General features: G+C 54.0%; 13 protein-coding genes. 11 read left to right on the top strand and 2 right to left on the bottom strand.

The window, feature by feature from the left end:
* The first annotated feature begins 93 nt into the window (after positions 1-93).
* The 7 genes from CPA50_RS06895 to cysB all read left to right on the top strand — a co-directional run bounded on the left by CPA50_RS06895 (position 94) and on the right by cysB (position 9,333).
* Positions 94-1,215, top strand: a complete 1,122-nt coding sequence (locus tag CPA50_RS06895) for a beta-ketoacyl-ACP synthase III (protein WP_096781677.1) — start codon at positions 94-96, stop codon at positions 1,213-1,215.
* 148 nt (positions 1,216-1,363) lie between these two features.
* Entirely contained in the window at positions 1,364-2,071 is a 708-nt protein-coding gene (locus CPA50_RS06900; protein WP_264753991.1) for a VacJ family lipoprotein, read from the top strand.
* Between the two features lie 19 nt (positions 2,072-2,090).
* On the top strand, positions 2,091-3,581 hold the full coding sequence (locus tag CPA50_RS06905) for a DUF3336 domain-containing protein (protein ID WP_096781678.1): 1,491 nt from the start codon (positions 2,091-2,093) through the stop codon (positions 3,579-3,581).
* Between the two features lie 100 nt (positions 3,582-3,681).
* The gene (locus CPA50_RS06910; protein ID WP_096781679.1) at positions 3,682-5,355 is read left to right on the top strand and encodes an ExeA family protein; all 1,674 of its coding nucleotides are present in this window, start codon (positions 3,682-3,684) and stop codon (positions 5,353-5,355) included.
* 3 nt (positions 5,356-5,358) lie between these two features.
* Entirely contained in the window at positions 5,359-6,054 is a 696-nt protein-coding gene (locus CPA50_RS06915) for a general secretion pathway protein GspB (RefSeq protein ID WP_096781680.1), read from the top strand.
* Positions 6,054-8,195 (top strand): ATP-dependent DNA helicase DinG, encoded by a 2,142-nt coding sequence (gene dinG, locus CPA50_RS06920; protein ID WP_096781681.1) that lies wholly within the window; start codon positions 6,054-6,056, stop codon positions 8,193-8,195. The genes CPA50_RS06915 and dinG overlap by 1 nt, the downstream gene beginning before the upstream one ends.
* A 160-nt stretch (positions 8,196-8,355) precedes the next feature.
* Positions 8,356-9,333 carry an HTH-type transcriptional regulator CysB gene (gene cysB / locus CPA50_RS06925; RefSeq protein ID WP_096781682.1) on the top strand — a complete coding sequence of 326 codons (978 nt, stop codon included), beginning with the start codon at positions 8,356-8,358 and terminating at the stop codon, positions 9,331-9,333.
* 24 nt (positions 9,334-9,357) lie between these two features.
* Here the strand turns inward: cysB and CPA50_RS06930 are convergent, their stop codons facing one another.
* Positions 9,358-10,080 (bottom strand): phosphoadenylyl-sulfate reductase, encoded by a 723-nt coding sequence (locus CPA50_RS06930; protein WP_096781683.1) that lies wholly within the window; start codon positions 10,078-10,080, stop codon positions 9,358-9,360.
* A gap of 242 nt (positions 10,081-10,322) precedes the next feature.
* Between CPA50_RS06930 and thrH the strand changes: the two genes are divergently transcribed.
* A complete protein-coding gene (gene thrH, locus CPA50_RS06935; RefSeq protein ID WP_096781684.1) occupies positions 10,323-10,937 on the top strand; it encodes a bifunctional phosphoserine phosphatase/homoserine phosphotransferase ThrH in 615 nt (204 codons plus the stop codon).
* A 27-nt stretch (positions 10,938-10,964) separates the two neighbouring features.
* Here thrH and pabB read toward each other — a convergent pair whose 3' ends face one another.
* Positions 10,965-12,365 carry an aminodeoxychorismate synthase component I gene (pabB, locus tag CPA50_RS06940; RefSeq protein WP_096781685.1) on the bottom strand — a complete coding sequence of 467 codons (1,401 nt, stop codon included), beginning with the start codon at positions 12,363-12,365 and terminating at the stop codon, positions 10,965-10,967.
* Between the two features lie 195 nt (positions 12,366-12,560).
* Here pabB and CPA50_RS06945 point away from each other — a divergent pair, with 195 nt between their 5' ends.
* The 3 genes from CPA50_RS06945 to holB are packed head-to-tail and all read left to right on the top strand — an operon-like array spanning position 12,561 to position 16,742.
* Positions 12,561-13,598, top strand: a complete 1,038-nt coding sequence (locus CPA50_RS06945; RefSeq protein ID WP_096781686.1) for a DUF58 domain-containing protein — start codon at positions 12,561-12,563, stop codon at positions 13,596-13,598.
* Positions 13,595-15,718, top strand: a complete 2,124-nt coding sequence (locus CPA50_RS06950) for a transglutaminaseTgpA domain-containing protein (RefSeq protein WP_096781687.1) — start codon at positions 13,595-13,597, stop codon at positions 15,716-15,718. Before CPA50_RS06945 ends, CPA50_RS06950 begins: the two co-directional genes overlap by 4 nt.
* Complete coding sequence (gene holB, locus CPA50_RS06955) at positions 15,711-16,742, top strand: DNA polymerase III subunit delta' (RefSeq protein ID WP_096781688.1); 1,032 nt, start codon at positions 15,711-15,713, stop codon at positions 16,740-16,742. The genes CPA50_RS06950 and holB overlap by 8 nt, the downstream gene beginning before the upstream one ends.
* Positions 16,743-16,850: the final 108 nt, after the last annotated feature.

The following is a 16,850-nucleotide window of genomic DNA, read 5'->3' on the forward strand; positions in this document are numbered from 1 at the left end:
GCGGGGGCGGGCAAAACCCCGGGACTGTGTTAGTATTCCCGAAAGTACAATATTCCTGTCTTTCTGTTTTCATGTTTATGACGTGGGGTTAGCGTGATTAAAGCCGTCATTAGCGGAACCGGCCTGTATACACCGCCGGCGACCATTGATAACGATGAGCTGGTTGAAGCTTTTAATCAGTTTGTTGAGATTTACAACTCCGATCATGCGGACGCAATTGAACGTGGCGAAATTACCGCCCTTCATCCGTCCTCTTCGGCGTTTATAGAAAAGGCCTCGGGCATCAAGCGCCGGCATGTTATCGACAAGTCGGGCATTGTTGATCCGAAGCGCATGGCACCGTATATCCCTGAACGCAGCAATGATGAGCCTTCGGTCCAGTGTGATATGGCCGTAGCGGCTTGTAACGAAGCACTGGCGCAGGCAGGCAGTAAAGCCAGTGATGTAGATTCGGTGATCGTGGCATGTTCCAACATGCAGAGACCTTATCCGGCTGTCTCGATCGAAGTTCAGTCAGCTCTGGGTATTGATGGTTTTGCTTACGACATGAACGTGGCCTGCAGTTCTGCCACTTTTGGTTTGCAGGCAGCTGTGAACTCTGTCGAGAACGGGGCGGCTCGTGCAGTTCTGGTTGTCAGCCCGGAAATCTGTTCAGGCCACCTGAATTTCCGTGATCGCGATAGTCACTTTATTTTTGGTGACGCCTGCACAGCCATTCTTGTGCAGCGCGAGGAAGATACTCAGCCAGGGCAAGGGTTTGAGATTCTTGGCACCCATTTGACAACGAGCTTTTCAAATAACATCCGGAATAATTTTGGTTTCCTGAATCGTGCGGACGAAGCTGGTATTGGTGCGCCCGATAAACTGTTTATCCAGCAGGGTCGTAAAGTATTCAAGGAAGTATCACCGCTGGTTGCTGAAACCATACAGAAGCATCTTCAGAGTTTGTCGCTCGCGCCGGAAGACCTGCGCAGAATGTGGTTGCATCAGGCCAATCTGAACATGAACCAGCTTATCGCCCGCAGGGTACTTGGCCGGGATGCGAATGAAGATGAAGCTCCGGTGATTCTTGATGAGTATGCAAATACCAGCTCTGCAGGTTCCATCATTGCGTTCCATAAGCACAAAGACGATCTGAAATCCGGTGACATCGGTGTGATATGTTCCTTCGGCGCCGGTTACTCCATTGGTAGTGTTGTAGTCCGCCGTCGCTGATAATTTTACGGCGGTGCTTCAGGGCCCCGCCGTAAAGGGAAAATCAACAACCCAAGAGTTGACCATGACAAATTTCTCACTCCGAGGCTGGTTCTTCGCCACGCCGATGGTGGTTGCGTTGGCCGTTTCGGTGTCAGCAAAGCCCGTCATGGCCCAGAATACGGAAGAGTCTCTTCGTGATACTCCAGTGGTATCGATAAACCCTCAGGATCCATATGAGAACTGGAACCGGAAGGTTTTTAGCTTTAATGACACGATTGACCGCTGGGCGTTAAAACCGGTCGCCAGAACCTACCGCACTTTCATGCCGGATTTTGCCGACCGGGCCATTACCAATTTTTTCAATAACCTTTCAGAAATCCGGAACTTTACTAACAGTATTCTTCAGCTGAAGGGTGAGTCTGCAGTTGTGGCCGCTGGCCGGTTCACCTACAACACGGTGTTCGGTCTTGGTGGTCTGATTGATGTTGCAACAGTGTTTGATCTGCCGGAAAGACCGGAAGATTTTGGGCAGACTCTGGGGTATTGGGGGGCCGGATCTGGACCTTACCTGATGCTACCCTTCCTCGGGCCATCCAGCCCCCGGCACCTGAGTGGGTGGGGTGCTGATGGCTTCGTATTTCCCTCGCTGTGGGATAACGTAGACAGTCCTGAAAATTATTATGCCCGGGGGCTTCAGGTTGTAGATCAGCGGGCAGATCTGATTCCGGCAGAGGGCTTTATTTCCGGTGATACCTATACCTTTGTTCGTAATGCATTCCTGCAGCGTCGGGAGTTTCTCATCAACGACGGTAAGGTGACGCGGGATCCTTTCGCCAGTGATAATAATGACGATCTGATGCTCGACGATTTCTGATCCGGGCGGGAGGTACACGGTGCTGAAAGATCCGAGGATACACAAGTTCCGGAAGATGCTGGCTGAAGCACCTAACTATGAGGTTTGGAAAGCTGCAGCACTGGAACTGGATTTTCTTGAAGGCAATGCCGAGTGGAAAGAAGATTTCGCCTCTGAATACTATAACTATGAACTGCTTTATGACCGTCTGAGCAATATCAAACAGTACCGCCAGCAAAACGATGTGGAACGCCTCAAACGGGCATTGCGTGAGGGGCTTCATCACGATCTGGGCAATATGGGTAACCCTGCGTTGTATACCCATTCCCGGGTAGGCACCAAGCACCTGATCGAAGAATATATTGCCCAGGTATGTGAAGCTCTGGACTATTTGTGTGATCAACCGGTACCCGGCTTTCCTGTTGCCGAAAAACTTCAGTTTTTCCGCGATACCCTGACCAGCTACGGGCGGCCGACACTGCTGCTGAGTGGGGGTGCCAGCCTTGGTATGTTTCACTTCGGGGTTATAAAGGCTCTCTGGGAAAAGGGGCTGCTGCCTCAGGTTGTTACCGGCTCAAGCATTGGCGCCATCATAGCTGGCATGCTGGGTGTTCATACTGACGCCGAAATCCCCGAAATGCTTGTGCCGGAAAATCATGATCTCAAAGCCTGGAAGTGGCGTGGTCTGCTAAGTGCCATGCGGGGTGAGGGGTTGATGGATCAGGAGCAACTTCGTAACTGTCTCAGAGCCAATATCGGTGAGTACACGTTTGAAGAGGCATATCTGCGCACCGGTCGCTCTATCAATATGAGTGTATCGCCGGTTCAGGCGCACCAGAAAGCCCGGTTGCTGTCTGGTTATACTTCTCCCTATCTTATGGTGTGGAGTGCCGCGCTGGCCAGTGCGGCTGTGCCGGGTATATTTCCTCCGGTTACCCTGATGAAAAAAGATATCCACGGTCAGGCGCTTCCCTACATGTCGCGGCTGAAATTTGTGGATGGCTCGGTTGTGAGTGATTTGCCTATTGAACGTCTCATGCACCTTTATGATGTCAATTTCACCATTGTCAGCCAGACCAACCCACACGTGGTGCCGTTTCTGAATGTCCGTGGCCTCGATGAAAAGCTGTCTCTGGGGAGTCTCCCGCTGCACCTGCTGAAATCAGAGATTCAGTTTCACGGGCAGGGGGTGTTCGATTATCTCCGTAAACGGGTCAGGCCTGAGCTGTTACGGCAGATCTCTGGGCAGATATATACCATCATGGCCCAGCGGTATTCCGGAGATGTCACCATTGCGCCATCATATAGCTTCAGGGATTACCGGCGAATGCTCGCCAACCCTGAGCCTGTTTTCGTGCGGGAAATGATTCTGGCGGGCGAGCGCGCTACCTGGCCAAAAATTTCGATGATTCGTTCTCACGCACGTATCTCCAAAACACTGGAGCGCTGTGTGCGCCGCCTCAAACAACAAAATCGCCGCAGCGCCGCTGATCTCCGGCTGATAAACAGTGTTGATTCCGGGACATCGTGAGGTGACAGGCCTGCGAAGCGGGCGGTATGATACGCTGCTATAGAGCCCGGCCCGGACAATGCCCGATCAGCCCGGCGCCTGAGCATTTGACTGGACGCCCATGTATTACGAATTCTTCGGCTTCAGAGAGCCTCCATTCTCTATCGCGCCTGATCCACGCTACCTATACCTGAGTGAACGCCATAAAGAGGCGCTCGCACACCTGATGTATGGTGTGCAGGGGCAGGGTGGTTTCATCGTGATTACCGGAGAAGTCGGTACCGGTAAGACTACTGTAAGCCGGTGTTTCATTGAGAACGCACCGGCTCATGTTGATATTGCGCTGATTCTGAACCCCCGGCTTTCTGCCCGGGAACTGCTGTCTGCTATTTGTGATGAACTTGAGATTGTTCATCCGGCGGGCGCCAGCATCAAACAACTGGTGGATCTGATCAACCAGGACTTGCTGAAGGCCCACGCCGCCGGACGCCACAAGGTTCTGATGATTGATGAAGCACAGAATCTCTCTGCGAATGTTCTCGAACAGTTGCGCCTGCTAACCAATCTTGAAACCTCTGAAAAAAAGCTGCTGCAGATAGTGTTGTTGGGCCAGCCAGAGTTACAGCAGATGCTTGCTCTTCCAAAGCTGCGCCAGCTGAATCAGCGGGTAACCGCACGCTATCACCTTGATGCTATCAGTCGTAACGAATTGCCGGCCTATCTTGGCTATCGGCTTGGTGTAGCTGGTATGCGGGGCGATGTTTTTTCTCCGGCGGCAGTCAGAAAGCTTTACCGCCTGAGTAACGGGATACCGCGGCTGATTAATCTGATTAGTGATCGTGCGTTGCTGGGTGCCTACGCTGAAGGCGAACACGAAGTGAGTTCCGCTCACATCCGGCATGCAGCAAGGGAAGTCGGAGGCAGGAACCTGGGGCCAGCGTCATCCGGAGCTAAACCGGATTCGCCGGGGTATCTGGTTCTCGCCGCCTCATTTTTACTGGCGGTTATCGGTACGTTCTGGTTATACCAGCAGTGGACTGGCACTGATGCGGAGCCTGAAGCAGTTATGGAACCCACGGAGAGTCAAGCGCCTGCATCGGGGGACGGTGCGGTTCAGCCTCCTGTGGTGGATCAGGTTGTTGCGAACCCTGGTCCAAAAATGCCGCCTTTCCATTTTCCGGAACAGACACTGAATCTGGCTGAGGCTTTCCGTCAGTTATTTAATATCTGGGGTTTTGAATACAGCCCCCAGGCGTTCCCGGTTGCCTGCGATTTTGCCCGAACATCAGGACTTGCCTGCCTTGAACGGCAAGGTAGTCGTCGGAGCCTGGCGTTTCTGGACAGGCCAGCCGCGCTCTTGCTTCAGGATGATGCTGGCAATCGTGGTTATGTTGTATTGCGCAGACTTGATGGCGACGTTGCGGAAATAGCTCTGCCTGGCGGCCCGGTTCAGATATCCTTTGCCAGCCTGGAGCCCTTCTGGTTTGGTGAATATCGCCTGCTTTGGAAGCTTCCTGATTATATGACCGGAAACACAGATTCCGTTGATGCTGCTGGTGAGGAACTGTGGATCGGGGCGCGGATGATGGAGTTGGCGGATGCCCATGGGGACTCCCTTGCCGACAATGCGAGAATCAAGCGTCTGACCGCTAAGGAGCAGGTACGTTGGTATCAGTCACTGCGGGGCCTCACCGTAGACGGAATTGCGGGTGCCATGACGGTTATCCAGATCAATAATGATCTCAAGGCAGATGTTCCAAGGCTTGTTACTTCTGGAAAGGGAGAGCAGGGATAGATTATGTCCTACATTCTTGATGCCCTCAGAAAGTCCGAGACCGAACGTCGTCAGGGGAAGGTTCCGGATCTCGGCCAGCAGGTACAGCTGATTCACCGGCCCAAAAAACGAAGAATTTCTCCGGTGCTTTGGGTGGCATTGGCATTGCTGGTAAATGCTGTGGTGCTGGCAGTTTTGTTCTGGCCGGAACGGATAAGTGATTCTGGTACCGAACCGGGTGCGCTGGAGACAGCGCCGGAACAGGTTCCCACCATTGCCCCGCCGCCCACACAGATTCCAGCTGCCTCCGAACCCCCGGTTGAGGTCGTTTCTCAGGCGCAGCCGGAGCGGGCCAGTGAGCCCTTGGCAGAGCCTGTCCGCGAACGGCCAACCATTATCACTCCATCGTTGCCGCAAAAACGGCAAGCCCCGCTGTATAGCCGGGATGCCCCTGGAGCAGGGGCTGGAGCAAGAGTGCCGCACCTGGTGGAGCTGCCCCTTTCATTTCAAAAGAGTATCCCGGACCTGATGTTTAACAGCCATATTTACGCTACGGACCCTTATTCCAGCCGGGTGATGATTAACGGGCATTACCTGCGCCAGGGTGAATCTTTTTCCGGCATTACAGTCGAAGAGGTTACTGAAGACGGCGTGGTGCTCAGCAAGCAGGGCAGAAAATTTCGGGTGGGCATTGTCCGTGACTGGGTGAGCCCGCGCTGATGCCATTGAACGACGATATCAAGCAGCAGATCCAGCAGAGTTATCGGGATGTATTATCAGGCAAAGGTGTCCGCGCCCGTTATGGCCAGCGCCTGATGATCGCCGAAATCGCCCGCTACATGGGAGATATCACTGAGAATGACGGCCAGCGAACCTCTCCCGCAGCCGTCTGTGTGGTAGAAGCCGGTACGGGTACCGGTAAGACTCTGGCCTATCTCATCGCAGCCATTCCGGTGGCCAAGGCCCTGGGTAAAACGTTGGTGATCTCCACTGCAACTGTGGCCTTGCAAGACCAGATCGTTCAGAAGGACCTGCCGGATCTGAAGGCGCACAGTAAGCTGGACTTTACCTGGACGCTCGCCAAAGGCCGTGGTCGCTACCTGTGTATGTCCCGCCTGGAGTCACGGTTGCATGACGAGGGTAACGGTGACAGCGATACCATGCCCTTGTTCCTTCTGGACGGCCCCGGTACGGAAGAGCCGGGCACACGGGCATTTTTTGAGGAAATGCTTGCAAGCTACGGCTCCCGGAAGTGGGACGGAGACAGGGATCACTGGCCGGAGCAGATACCTGATGATGTTTGGCGGCAGGTAACAACGGATCACCGTCAGTGTACTAATCGCCACTGCAGCTATTTCGACAGCTGCGCCTTTTTTGATGCGCGCAAGGATCTTGACGATGTGGACATCGTGGTGGCGAACCATGACCTCGTGCTTGCGGACCTTGCTCTGGGGGGCGGAGCGATTCTGCCGGAACCGGAGAATGCACTGTTCATATTCGACGAAGGCCACCATCTGCCGGACAAAGCGCTGAACCATTTTGCTGCGTCTGTGCCGCTGAACTCCACCCGGCAATGGCTTAAGCAGTTGTCCCAGGCTCTCACGAAAATGCAGCCCTATCTGGCGCCCGCTACCCCGGCTGCCAAAAGCATTGATCGTATAAGCACTGCATCCCGGGATGTAGATCTGGTTTTGGCCCGTGTTTACGAAGAAACCGAACAGAATACCGGATGGGAGTTTAATGAAGAGCGACGCTCCGCGCAGTGGCGCTATCCTGAAGGTGAGTTGCCCGAAGCCTTGGCCGAACTGGCATCTGAAAGCCGGATTGCCACAGCGAACCTGGTCCGGCATCTGGGCAACCTGGCGGATGAACTGCAAGGCGCTTTTGATGAGCGAAAACAGCATGAGATAGACCGTGATACGGCAGAAGCCTGGTATCCGGTTATCGGAGCATTTCACAGCCGCTCTGAGGACCAGTTGCGACTATGGACAGCCTGGACGGAGCAGTTTGACGGCCCCGGGAAAAGCCCGCCTCCGGCACGCTGGAGTGTGCGCCAACGCTGGGATCATGGTGAAGACATCACCCTGTTCAGTTCTCCGGTACTGGCAGACAATCTGCTTTATTCAAGGCTATGGTCAAGAGCCTATGGTGCTGTTCTCACCAGTGCGACATTAACGGCCCTGGGCCGCTTTGACCGGCTCCAGGCCAGAGCAGGGCTGCCGGAAGCGAGCCGCATGCTGGTAGTCCCCAGCTCCTTCCGCTACGGCGAGATGGCGACCGTTGAAGTGCCGGCGATGGACTGCATGCCCACCGATGATGGTTTTGCGGACGAACTGATCAAGCGTCTGCCTGCGGTATGGGCCGGAGAAACGGCTACGCTTGTGCTGTTTACTTCCCGTCGCCAGATGCATCAGGTCAGGGATGCGCTGGCGCCTGAGTACCCGGGTTTGATTATTACTCAGGACGATATGTCCCGGGGTGAGGTTTTACGCCAGCACAGGCAGCAGGTTGATGACGGTCGTCCCAGTGTCTTGTTTGGTGTGGCCAGCTTCGCGGAAGGTATCGATCTGCCCGGTAAATATCTGCACCATGTGGTGATTACCCGGCTGCCTTTTTCGGTTCCTGATAACCCTATAGAAGCGGGTCTGGCAGAGTGGATAACCCAGCGCGGGGGTAACCCGTTTATGGAAATCACGGTTCCGGATGCCTCAATCAAGCTGGTACAGGCTGTCGGTCGACTGCTGCGGACTGAAGAAGATACCGGCCGGGTTACAATTCTTGACCGGCGCATTGTTGCCAGGCGTTATGGTCAGTTGCTGCTGGATTCGCTGCCTCCGTTCCGGCGGATTATCGAGAGGTAAGCGCGCAGATTAAATTTTGGTCTAAACTGAGGCAAAGCGCACTTCTATACTAAAACAGAATGAAAAATTGCCGGTTTATGCGTATTCTTGAATTTTGTGCGCAAACAGAAATCTATATGCAGTCCGCCACAGGCCGGAAACTCAGGGAGCGACAGAGTCAATGAAACTACAACAGTTACGCTATATCTGGGAAGTTGCTCACCATGATCTCAATGTGTCGGCAACAGCCCAGAGTCTTTTTACCTCTCAGCCGGGGATTTCCAAACAGATTCGGCTTCTTGAAGATGAGCTGGGGCTGGAAATATTTGCCCGTAGTGGCAAACATCTGACTCGTATCACCCCTGGCGGCGAAATTATTGTTCGTGAGGCTGGTGAGATTCTACGCCGAGCTGAAGGCATCAAAAAAATTGCTCAGGAGTTCAGTAATCAGCGTAAGGGTGATCTGAGCATTGCAACAACCCATACTCAGGCCCGCTATGCATTGCCGCCAATTATCAGTGGCTTTATCGAGTCCTACCCGGATGTGTCTCTGCATATGCACCAGGGCACGCCAATGCAGATCTCTGAAATGGCTGCTAACGGAGCCGTTGATTTCGCCATTGCCACTGAAGCCATGGAGTTGTTCAACGACCTGATCATGATGCCTTGCTACCGCTGGAACCGAACTGTCATTGTGCCCAAGGACCACCCGCTTGCACAGCTGTCTGAGCTGACACTGGAAGAGTTGGCTGAGTATCCACTGGTGACTTATGTGTTTGGTTTTACCGGGCGCTCAAAACTTGATGAGGCATTCCAGACTAAAGGTTTAACTCCTAAAGTTGTGTTTACTGCTGCGGATGCCGACGTTATCAAAACCTATGTGCGGCTTGGCCTGGGTGTCGGGATTATTGCGAGTATGGCCTTTGATCCCAAAACTGATCCGGACCTTGTGGCTCTGGATGCCAAAAAGCTGTTCCGCCCGAGCGTCACGCGCCTGGGCTTCCGCAAGGGAACCTTCCTGCGTGGTTACATGTATGATTTCATCCAGCGTTTCGCACCTCACCTGACGAAAGAAACTATTGATCAGGCGGTTGCTCACCAGAGCAGTCGCAGTGAGATAGAAGCCTTGTTCAAAGATGTAGAGTTGCCGACCTACTGATGAGTGGGAATTCCCGCCAGTTATTTACTGGCGGGTTATAAGGTTTCCTGCATGCAGGCCACACTCTTTCTGTGTGGCTTCTTCCCACCACCAACGACCTTCGCGTTCGTGCTGACCGGGTAAGACCGGGCGGGTACAGGGCTGGCAGCCGATACTGACAAAGCCTTTTTCGTGAAGTTCGTTATAGGGGGCTTCCGACATCCGGATGTAGTCCCATACTTCTTTTGATGTCCAGTTCGCCAGCGGGTTGAACTTGATCAGTGCCTTGCCCGGGCCGGAGAAGGTGGCGTCTTCCTGAATGACGGGCACTTCGTTGCGGGTACCCGGGCTCTGATCCTTGCGTTGGCCGGTAATCCAGGCGTCAACTCCTGCCAGTTTGCGCTTGAGCGGGTTAACCTTGCGGATACCGCAGCATTCGCTGTGGCCATCCTCGTAAAAACTGAACAGTCCCTTCCGGTTTACCAGATCCTGAACTTCGACAGTGTCTGGAAACAGAACCTCAATGCTGATTCCATAATGTTTGCGAACACGCTCGATGAATTCGTAGGTTTCGGGGTGCAGGCGCCCCGTGTCGAGGGTGAATACCTTGAGATTATCGGTGAGCTTGTGGGCCATCTCGATGAGCACCACGTCTTCGGCTCCACTAAAGGAAATAGCGATGTTGTCATAGCGTTTGAAGGCGGTTTTCAGAATCGATCTTGGGCTCTCATTAGCCAGTTCGTCCTGTAGCTCACGGATATTGCTCATAAAATATCAGTACCTGATGCGGGGTTTCATGAAGATTAGCATTAAATTGCTAATTCCATGAAGTAATGACAATCTATATAGTTATGCAAATATGCTTGTATGTGAGAAAAAACCTTGTTGTTCTGGCGCAATGTACGATGCATTCTTTGCCGGTTTTTCTTATGATACCGCGTTAGTAGCAGGGGGGCAGGGCTTGCCCCCGATCAGAATTCTCACTTGGAATATTGAATCAGGAGATCACTGTGGAACTGGCATGTCTTGACCTTGAAGGCGTATTGATCCCGGAAATCTGGATCGCATTTGCGGAGAAAACCGGTATTGATGAACTCAAGGCGACAACCCGGGATATTCCTGATTACGATGTCCTGATGAAACAGCGGCTAAAGCTGCTGGATCAACACGGATATGGCCTGCCGCAGATTCAGGAAGTGATCGGAGAGTTAGATCCTCTGCCAGGAGCCCGGGAGTTTCTCGACTGGCTGCGGGAGCGGTTTCAGGTGGTGATTCTCTCTGACACCTTCTACGAATTCGCAATGCCGCTGATGAAAAAACTGGGCTATCCTGCGCTGCTTTGCCATAAGCTGGAAGTTGCTGAAAATGGCCAGATCACTAACTATCTGCTGCGCCAGAGGGATCCCAAACGCCAGTCGGTTCGTGCGTTCCAGTTGTTGAATTACCGGGTAATTGCGGCGGGTGATTCATACAACGACACCACCATGCTGGGACAGGCCGAAGCAGGCATTCTGTTCCATGCACCTCAGAATGTTATTGAGGAGTTCCCCCAGTTCCCGGCTGTGCATGAATTTGAGGATCTGAAACAGGAATTTCTGAAGGCGAGTGCTGTACACAGCGCCTGAAAACAAGCTTGCTGAATCAGAGCGGTATTAGCCGTTCTGATTCAGTTGCTCGAGAAAATTCATCAGTGGTTTCACTTTCGTAAGTGTTTCCTGATATTCGCTGGCCGGATCTGAGTCTGCGATTATGCCTCCGCCCCCCCAGCACCGGATAGTCCCTTCGTTTTCCGCACGCCTTCTTCCGGATTCGCCGTCAGGCAACCAGTTATCACACAGCATCGTACGAATGGCGATATTGCTGTCCAGGGTGCCATCAAGCCCCCTATGGAACACCGAGCCGCAATAGGGTCCGCGCCAGTGGGGCTCCAGTTCGCGGATAATCTCCATCGCCCTTATTTTCGGCGCGCCGGTTATCGAGCCGCCGGGGAAGGCATCAAACAGCACCTGCATGGGCAACGCACCTTCTGCGAGCCCGGCCCGTATATGGCTGACCAGGTGGTGCACATTCCGGTATGACTCCAGTGCGAAAAGCCGGTCTACGGAAACGGATCCCGGCGTTGCGTGGACGCTCAGGTCATTGCGGAGCAAGTCCACAATCATCAGGTTTTCAGCCCGGTCTTTTTCAGATGCTTCCAGCTCAGCGGCGAAACTGGCATCTTCGTCAGGAGTTCTTCCCCTGGGTCGGGTGCCTTTGATCGGACTGGTTTTTATAGTGCGATCGCGGATTTCCAGAAAGCGCTCTGGAGAGACAGACAGTACCGCCCCGGAACCGGTTTTAAGAAACGCCCCGTATGGGGTAGGGTTGGCTTCAGACAGTGCCTTGAATGCGATCCACGGATCACCTGTATAGCTACCCTGAAATTCCTGGGAAAGGTTGGCCTGATAGCAGTCGCCCGCGTTGATATAACGCTGAACGGCTTCAACTCCGGCCATGAATTCTCCGGCTGGCTGGCGAGCCTTGAAGGGTGAAAGCATTTTCCAGTCTGCGGCTTTGCTCCGCGGCTTGTTGGAGAGCCAGAGCTGGATGGTGCGCCTGGTTTCTTCCGGGCATTCAGGGTGAACCCAGAGGCGGTAGGTATCGGTTTCGCGGTGGTGGCTGGCCGTCCACAGATAAAAGCCTGCAGAGAGCAGGGGTGTTGCCGGGGCCGGACAAAGACTTGAGAGGCGCTTTTCTTTGATGTAACCGAACTCATAACTCAGAAATCCTATCCATCCACCTGCCAGATAGCATTGAGTGTCCTGCTTTGGAACTTCATAGTACCGGATCAGCTGTTCCATTTCGTCCGATAGCCCACCCGTATTCTGTAAGCTGTTATCTCGCGGGGAAATACACTTTGTAGTAATTGCGCACGCCGAAAATCCGCTGAATGAACCGCGGCCACCGCTGGCTCCCACGCTGCCAAGATATGCGAAGTCCGGTTGACTGGCTGCATGGTCCAGCAGTTGTTCGTAGTCTTGCTGTGTAAGCGGAGAGAGAACAGGTAGTGACAAATTAGCTCCGGTTGATTGAAACGATGATACTCAGGTCAGAAAACGGCATTCTAGCCGAGTTGGCCCGCTTTAGCGTCAAAACTGGTGCAAATAAAGCGTGAATAAGACGGGTGTCTTTCCTGTCTGGCCGGTTAAGATAACAGTGAACTTTCAATGGGTTGAACTTTTTATGAATATACCTGCCCCAGAGGAACAATGAGCAATTTAATCCTTAGCCGCTGGGAGCGCTGGATCAACCGGCGGATTCCGCGTTCGGACACTCAGCTGTTCACTCAGAGAAACCTTTTCATTCTGCCTGCGGCCGCCGGTGTAGTGTTCGGCATACTTTTGCTGACTATGCTGATTACCGGTATCAACTATCAGAACAGCCTGATTTATCTGGTGACGTTTTTGCTGGGAGCTGTGTTCGTGGGTGCCATGCATCAGACCCACAGGAATCTCTCGGGTCTTGAACTGTCACTGGTTCAGGTGGGCGAGGGATTTGCCGGTGACGACATTCTTTTTCGCTTGCGTGCGACGGCCGGTAAAGACGATGCAATAGCGATTACACTCTCCGTGGATGATGTCTCAGTGTACCTGGGGCATGTGCCGTCTGGTCAGTCGGTAGATCTGACCCTGCCGGTGCCTTCTGCATTCCGGGGTTATTTAAGGCCCGATAAGATAAGGGTTGAAACCCGTTTCCCGTTTGGCTTGCTGAAAGCATGGTCGTGGATGAGGCCCGTTTCTGCTGCTGTGGTTTTCCCGCGGCCTGTTGCAGCACCGGATGTTCTCAGCGCGGTAGAGGGCGGGAGCCAGGATGCCAGTTCCCGTTCTCCGCAAGGTAATGATCACGCCGAGCTCAGGCCCTGGCGTGAAGGAGATATGAGCCAGCGAGTAATGTGGAAGCGTTTTGCCCGCAGTGGTCAGATGGTGGTGGCGGACTGGGAAGCGGAAAAGGGCAGCCCCCACTGGCTGGATTTCAATGCTTTTCCCGGGACTGACCACGAGTTGCGGCTCAGCTATCTCAGTTGGCTTGTTGTCGAGCGTGGTAAAACAGGAGCCCTGTTCGGCCTGAACCTCCCCGGGCAGTTTATAGAACCGGACAGTGGTTCGCCCCATACATTGCGTTGCCTTAGAGCGCTGGCAGTCTGGGGTGAGAAAAAACCACGGGACAGCCAGACAGAACGCCACGGAACACGTAGCGGCGTGGATTTGCGTAACCCGGAACAGGCAACGTCAGGAGGCCGGCCATGAGCTTCTGGAGGCGGAAGAACAAGGCCTCTGAGGAATACAGCGAAAATCTGCCTTCCCGGGCGTTGTTCTGGTTGATTTTGAGTTTTGCATTACTCCTTACGCCTCAGCTCGATCGGTTACCTGTGTGGCTGATCCTTGTCTGTCTTATTCTGGCTGGCTGGCGCTGGATTGCTCAGCAGGGCAGGGTTCGCCTGCCGGGTCGCTGGCTGCGCACCGGGATCATGTTGGCGCTGGTTGCGGCCTACCTGCTCAGGGAGCAGGGAAGCTTTACCGTTGATACCGCCGCATCATTCTTTGTGTTGACGGTTGGCCTGAAGTGGCTTGAAACCCGAACGCCCAGGGACTTTTATGTGGTGTTCTATATTCTGGTGTACCTGGCCACCGTGAATTTTCTGTTTCACCAGGAAATCCACTGGGCACTGATCAATATAGGCGCGATTGCCTTATTGCTGGTGGGGCTTCAGGTTCTCAATGCTCCCGACCTCACTGGCGGAATGAAGGCTGGCTGGTACAGGCTGGGAGGCCTTCTCCTGAAAGTCCTGCCTGTGGTTGTGCTGCTGTTTGTATTCTTCCCGCGGATGGCTCCTTTGTGGAGTGTGCCTCTTGTGTCAGGCCAGGCGCGTACCGGGATCAGTGATACTATGCGGCCGGGAGATATATCCAGCCTTGCCCAGAGCAGTGATAGAGCCTTCAGGGTTACTTTTGGCGGTCCAATGCCTGAGTATCGGGACAGATACTGGCGCGGGCTGATCCTGGATACGCTTGAAGATGGCACATGGCGCCAGAGTGGGCGCGAGTTATATGGATCGCCCGGGCGGGTCAACATTGATGGTGGTGTTGGTGAGCTGAAACCCCGGGAATATGATGTGCTGATGGAACCGACGGATCAGCGCTGGGCCTTTGCACTGGAAGGTTCAGTTGCGGTATCGGATAACGTAATAAAGGAAACCAGCGATCTGTTCCGGTTTCTCCGACCGGCAGATAGTCCTGTTCGTTACCGGCTTGCCAGGGAAGGGGGCAGCGAGCCTGGAGCAGTAACTCTGACAAGGGGGGAGGCCCGTAGTTATCTTCAGCTTCCTGCAGAAGGCAACCCCAGAGCCCGGGCCCTGGCAAATCAGCTGAAGCAGTCGACCAATGATATTGGCGTGATCCGTGCTCTGCTGGCCCGGTTTCGCGAGCAGCCATACTATTACACGCTGCGCCCGCCCAGGATGCCTGATAACGGGATCGACAGCCTGCTTTTCGACGAGAAGCGAGGTTTCTGCGCCCACTATGCCGGGGCAACGACTTTTGTACTGCGCTCAGCGGGGATTCCCGCGCGCGTAGTGGTCGGTTACCAGGGCGGAGATAACGGCGCAGGCGATGAATACCTTATCGTCCGGCAGTACGACGCCCACGCCTGGGTTGAAGCCTGGGTTGAGGGTCGTGGCTGGATGCGCGTTGATCCCACTGCAGCGATTGCCCCCGACCGGATAGAGTCGGGTTTACGGGATGCGGTGGCTGAGGAGGGTTCTTTTCTGGAAGATAGCTGGACGTCTGCCCAACGTTACGGGGATGTGGCGGTTATTCAGTGGGCAAGTCAACAACTTGACCGGATCAATTACAAATGGCAACGCTGGGTAGTTGGTTACCAGGGGGAAAGCCAGATGGATCTTATGTCCCGCTTGCCTGGCGGGTTCGGGCTGCGGGAACTCGGGTATCTTACCGCAGGCATTGTAGGTGCAGGTCTTTTGATTGCTGGTCTGATATCAGCTTTACAGATGCGCCGGAGCGAGCGGCGGGATGGCTACCAACGGATGCTGGGTAGCTGGTACCAGTTGTGTGGACGGGCTGGCGTGCCGGTAAGAAACGGTGAAACTCCGGAGATGCTGGCTTCCAGGCTGGCAGCTGCAGAACCTGCGCTCGGAGATTTCGCCCGGCTTTTTGCCCGATTGATTAACAGCCATTACTATATGCCTCAATCCACGGGTGATGATGCCAGCAACCTCAAACGATTACGCAGATTACTGGCTACCATGAAGCGACAACTTCGCAGAGCTGCCAGGAAGCGCCCCGGAACCTTCCGGACCAGGCTTGAATCAGAAAAACACAGTCTTCAATCAGGAAAGCACAGTGACTGATATTGCCCTTGAAATGCCCTGGCTCCAGAATGCCTGGCAGGTTGTACAGAAGCAGTTTGCTGAGGGCAGGTTTCCTCATGCGTTATTGCTTACCGGGGAGTGTGGTGTTGGTAAAAGGGCTTGGGCAGACGCAGTGGCAGGCCTCCTTTTGTGTGCCAGCCCGGTAAATAAGGACATAGGTGAGCCGGTTGCCTGCGGACAGTGTCGTCAGTGCCAGTTGGTGGCCGCATCAAGCCATCCGGATGTTCGGGTATATTCGCCTGAAAAATCCCGGATGATAAAAGTTGATCAGGTAAGGTCGCTTTCGGCCTTTGCGGTTTCGTCGCCGCAGGTTTCAGCACGTAAGATTGCCATCATCGACAGGGCTGACCAGCTCAACATCAATTCAGCCAACGCTCTGCTAAAAACTCTTGAAGAGCCGGTGCCTGATTTTGTACTCCTGCTTTTGCAGGAAAGTGGCCGTCCTGTTTTGCCGACTATTCGTTCACGATGCCAGGTGTTATCGATTCCCGTTCCTTCAGCGGCTCAGGCCGGTGCCTGGCTGGCTGGAAAGGTTGCGGAGCTTGAAGGCGACAAGCAGCCATCATCCGAACTCATGGCAAAGTCTTTAATGCTGGCGGGTAACGCTCCTCGCCTGGCGCTTGAATATGCCACAGGAGAGTTCCCGGTACTGCGGGATGAGGCGTTTGAGAAATTCCGGCAATTCATGAAGGGTCAGGTTGCTGTGTCTGAAGCCGCCAAGGCTTTCAAGGCTCTGGGGCTGGAGGATATGCTCTGGCTGTTTGAAGGGTGGGCAGCTGACCTGGCGCGGCTTTGTGCCGGAGGTGAAGCTAACGACCGTGAAGCTTCAGAAATGCTCGGGTTTCTGGCTGGGATCAACCCGGCCTGGCGCGCCCATGAACTGTTGGAACTGGTTCGGGAAGCCCGGGCTGCCGGCGTATATAATGCTAATCCGGAACTGGAAGCGAGTCGGTTGCTGATAGCCTGGCGAAACCTGATGCCTTCGAAGCGACGTGCGTCCTGATTGCGCTTTTGGGGGCAACAACTGCTATGATTTCGAATTATCAGGGATTTTTCTCCCGCACGTTTTTGTTTGGCGCTCAAATTATTCAATTTTCATTGAAACGATTTA

It is taken from the genome of Marinobacter sp. ANT_B65 (genome assembly GCF_002407605.1).
In the GTDB taxonomy this organism is placed as follows: domain Bacteria; phylum Pseudomonadota; class Gammaproteobacteria; order Pseudomonadales; family Oleiphilaceae; genus Marinobacter.